A 4,152-nucleotide genomic window follows, 5' to 3' on the forward strand; every position below is an offset into this window, starting at 1 on the left:
GGGAAGGCCTCTTTTCTAGGATTGGTTGTGGTGACTTAATTCTACCAAGAAAAGGTCTTCCTTTTTGTATTTATTCATTTACACAAGATATTTTACACTCTCTATGGATAACTAGGTTTGAGTTGTATTGATAATCATATTGTATGAAAATATGTTTAAATTTGATTAGAAGAACATAAATCTAGTTTCCATTAATTAAGCTACCAATATACTTGTTATCCAACCAAAATGCTTGTTTGGTTATAAGTTGTCCATCTGGTAGTACCGTTTTATCGCTAGCATTCCTCGCCTTAGGTCTAATGTGGCAAAAACTATTATGGCCTGGCTTTGGAAGGTTGTTTCTAACTATTATATTTTCTTTTTGTTGAACAGGTATTAATTCGATACCATTATTAATAAGTGATTGAAGATTTTTCCAAAAATCATAAAGTTGTCCGTCAATCTTTCGTAAGGGCATATTCCAAAGCAATACACCATTAAAATAAAGTTGCCGTTGAGGATTTTTTTCAAAAGTTTCTTTGTATTGAAATACTACAAATAGAAATTTAGTTTCTTCAAAGTGATTCTTCAACCAGCTTTCGTCCCAATCTTCGTTTGCCCATTCATGAAAATCTATGTTTTTAAAAGACATATGCTCTTTTGGAACGCCATTTGGTTCAAGTCTAATAGTTTTAACATGAATATTGGCTTTGGCAAATTCAGCAATCTGGTTAAGTTTAGTTCCTCTAATTCCGAGGAGTTGGCTGACGAATTGCTGAAGAAAACTCTTTGATTTATGATTGATAGAAACATCAGCTTTCAATGATATTTTTTCTAATGTCATACCAACGTAGGAAGCAAACTTCTCTATTAGAAGTTGTTCTAAGGATTTAACTTTTAAATCCTGTGGAGTTGCGAAGGAAATCAACTCATCCGATGAAATTACTTTTCGAAACAATGCAGTCATATAACTTTGTTTTAAAGAAAAAGCTCTTTGCATAGCTAATTCATCACTAAACGGCTGAGAACGTAAAGAACTTTTATTTGCACCTTTTGTGCTTGCAGCAAGATAATTTGTGTCAGCTTCAGATAATTCATGTGCAAGACCAGCTTTAATTTTACTTGAAATTAAGTACCAGTCTTGTTTAATTATTTCTAAATCCTCTTCAGTGAAGTTATGTAAATAAGACTTGATAATCCTATAATTAGCTCTTTTTACTATTGGAATCCATTCATAGAACATAATCAAAATTTCTTCATTCTTTTTCCAAAAACTTGACTCATAAAATGAAGACTTCACTTCTAAGTGGTAGTTAATAATATTCAGTACTAGTCTTTCTTTTGCTGAAAAAGTTCCGTTTTTGTTCCGTTTAACTGGTGTGACTTTTAATTCAATCCCTAAGTGTGCAAAGTCGGGCTCACTTTTCGAATTTATCTCATAGCCGAAAAAACTTTCTTCAACAATTTGTCCAAGTTGTCCTTTTGCTTTTTCGTTTTCAATACGTCCACTTTTATCTATCTCACCAAAAGATTTTCCTTCTGCTTGTTTAGCTTTATACATCAATGCTTCTTCCGTTTCATAAATCATGAAAAATCCCCTTTCGAATAAAGCATTTCTTTCATTTTAGCATAAGAAAAAAACTGATACAGTAAAGTATCAGTTTAATGCAAATTCTAATTGGATTTTTGCGTTCATATCTACTTCTTCTAATTCAATAATTCGTTTTCCCATAATTTCTATCAAACCAACTACTAAAGCATTACCCATACAGAAATAGCGCATTCGATCAGTCATTCCAGCTGTCCAGTTGTCTGGGAAGCTATTGAGTCGTTCACACTCAACTGGTGTTATAAATCTCTTTCGTCCATTAACTTCTACAATGTGAGTACTTCGGTTTATTGAACCTTCACTAGTTAACATTGTTCTTCCAGGCTTGTCCAACAAGTCGGTAGGGGACATTCCACCTTCTGAGAATGTATATTTATGTCCATCTGATGTTGTTCTTTCTATTTTCTTAGAGCCTCTTAAATAGTCGAATTTTAGTTCAGCTTCGGGAGAGAGGTAATACTTTTCATCAATTAGACTTTCGTCTAACAAAATATCTTGAAGAGTTGTTGACTTTTGTAACACTGGATCTACATGAGCTGTGAAAATCTCTCCATTTTTCATAAGTCCAGCAGTATGGAAGTTAAAAGAGTAGTTATCGGATATATCAAGAATATCTTTTGGTAACTTATCAAAATCTAACCGATCTTTGTATGGAGTTTCATAGACGGGAAAAGATTTTGCAAAGAAACCATCTTTAAATACTACTTGTTGCATGTTAATCTCTTTTTGTTCATTTGAGAAAGTTGTTCCATTTTTGTATGCAAAAATAAAAACTCTTCTTCGCCTTTGAGCAAAACCATAATCGGCAGCATTAATGACCCGCCATTCAACGCTATAATCTAAATCTCTAAATGTTGCTAGCATAACAGCAAAATCGCGTCCTCTTTGAGAAGATGGTGATTTCAATAAGCGGTCTACGTTTTCAAGAAGTACATATTTGGGATGTGCATTTTCAAGAACTCTTTTAATTTCCCAAAATAAAACTCCTTTTTTCCCAGTTATCCCTTGTTCACCTGACAGTGTTCGGGCAACTGAATAGTCTTGACAAGGAAAGCCGCCGACTAATAAATCAGGTGATAGCTCTTGAAACTTTTCATCTGATACTGTTGTAATATCTTCATTACTATGTTCTCCGGTATTAAAGCTGCTTGAATAACAGTCAAATGCGTCTTGTGCTTTACGAGAAGGTTCCCATTGATTTGCCCATGTGACGTCGAATAGCTCAGGATTCGCTTTTTCTAATCCAAGACGGAAGCCACCTACGCCAGCGAACAATTCCATCACGCGTAATTTATTATTGATTTTCATTTGCGAACACCCTTTCGTTGCTTTCTTATATTATACCTCATTTCGACAGAAAGATCAAGATCAAAGGTGTAATTTCGAATAAAAGAATTTACCATTACTTATATATTTCATAAACCTCATTTTGTTGACCTTGACTAATCACGGTTATTCTTATGATTCCAGATAAAAAGTAACTATTTGTGTATTAAGTTATTTGGAAATAAAACTCTACCAATATCGTGGAGTATGTATAAAAGGGGGGAAGGAATTAAATAAGCTTTTGTAAAACTAGCTCTTGAGGTATTTTAGTAATTCTAATAGTTAGTTGCTTACATCAAGTTGAATTCTTCATTCAATAGTGTGTGGGCTTTTTTGTTTATCAAAATAAAGTGATCGTTTTCGCAACGGTTTACGTTAGCTTAGTTCATGTGATTACAAAATCGGTTATGTTTCTTACAGTTTATGTTATTCTCAAAGAAATGCTTTGAAAAGGAGAATCATATGACCCGCCCGGATGATTTAGAACTCTATGAAAAGATACTAACGCAAGATCGCCATGCCTTTGAAACGTTATACGACCGTTATGAAAAACTCGTATTCTCGTTTGCGCATCGTCTGGCGGGGGATCGAACGATTTCTGAGGAAGTCACTCAAGACGTATTTCTTGAATTATGGAATGGGACTTCTGTTTACCAGTAAGACAAAGGAAAATTCTCATCTTAGTTGCTTCCACAACCGTCTTCAGAAGGTCTAACACTGAAGGATAAACGCATCGGAATTAAACCTGTCCGACTCGAAATCCCCAATCTGAAAGTGGATGCAGTGATTGAAAATGTAGGGCGAATCGAGAATGGTCAAATGGGTGTTCCAAAAGATCCTGATAATATTGGTTGGTTCGAACCTGGGATCAAACCAGGTGCACAGGGAAACGCAGTAATGGCCGGACATATTGACTCATTGACGGGTCCCGCAGTATTCTATGATTTAGAAAAGTTAGTACAAGGCGATGAAATTATCGTGCACGGAGAAAATGATGAAACCATTCGTTTTATTGTTACCGGAACTAAAAATATCCGCGAAATGATTCACCCGTGAATGATATTTTCGGCTTTAATTACAGCAGTGGTCTAACATTAATTACATGTACAGGCGAATACAATCGCAAAGCTAAAACACATGAAGAAAGACTTGTCGTCTATACGGAACTAAGCCAAAAATAATCACTAGGATGCAAATGGAGTAGTCCCTCAATCCGTTATTCATAACGGATTGAGGGA

4 protein-coding genes are annotated in these 4,152 nt (G+C 34.9%); 2 read left to right on the forward strand and 2 right to left on the reverse strand.

The window, feature by feature from the left end; translation table 11 throughout:
• Positions 1–181 precede the first annotated feature (181 nt).
• Positions 182–1,567 (reverse strand): Sau3AI family type II restriction endonuclease, encoded by a 1,386-nt coding sequence (locus ACFSFY_RS07930; RefSeq protein ID WP_381536937.1) that lies wholly within the window; start codon positions 1,565–1,567, stop codon positions 182–184.
• Between the two features lie 69 nt (positions 1,568–1,636).
• Positions 1,637–2,896 carry a DNA (cytosine-5-)-methyltransferase gene (gene dcm / locus ACFSFY_RS07935; RefSeq protein WP_381536939.1) on the reverse strand — a complete coding sequence of 420 codons (1,260 nt, stop codon included), beginning with the start codon at positions 2,894–2,896 and terminating at the stop codon, positions 1,637–1,639.
• Between the two features lie 480 nt (positions 2,897–3,376).
• Here dcm and ACFSFY_RS07940 point away from each other — a divergent pair, with 480 nt between their 5' ends.
• Positions 3,377–3,574, forward strand: a complete 198-nt coding sequence (locus tag ACFSFY_RS07940) for an RNA polymerase sigma factor (protein WP_381536941.1) — start codon at positions 3,377–3,379, stop codon at positions 3,572–3,574.
• 24 nt (positions 3,575–3,598) lie between these two features.
• Positions 3,599–3,970, forward strand: a complete 372-nt coding sequence (locus tag ACFSFY_RS07945; RefSeq protein WP_381536942.1) for a class F sortase — start codon at positions 3,599–3,601, stop codon at positions 3,968–3,970.
• Positions 3,971–4,152: the final 182 nt, after the last annotated feature.

This window comes from Sporosarcina siberiensis, from assembly GCF_042681925.1.
Taxonomy (GTDB): domain Bacteria; phylum Bacillota; class Bacilli; order Bacillales_A; family Planococcaceae; genus Sporosarcina; species Sporosarcina siberiensis.

Bases quoted from the DNA above. Each gene is read 5' to 3' on its own strand.
- ACFSFY_RS07940 (WP_381536941.1), top strand. From the start codon at position 3,377: ATGACCCGCCCGGATGATTTAGAACTCTATGAAAAGATACTAACGCAA.
- ACFSFY_RS07930 (WP_381536937.1), bottom strand. From the start codon at position 1,567: ATGATTTATGAAACGGAAGAAGCATTGATGTATAAAGCTAAACAAGCA.
- dcm (WP_381536939.1), bottom strand. From the start codon at position 2,896: ATGAAAATCAATAATAAATTACGCGTGATGGAATTGTTCGCTGGCGTA.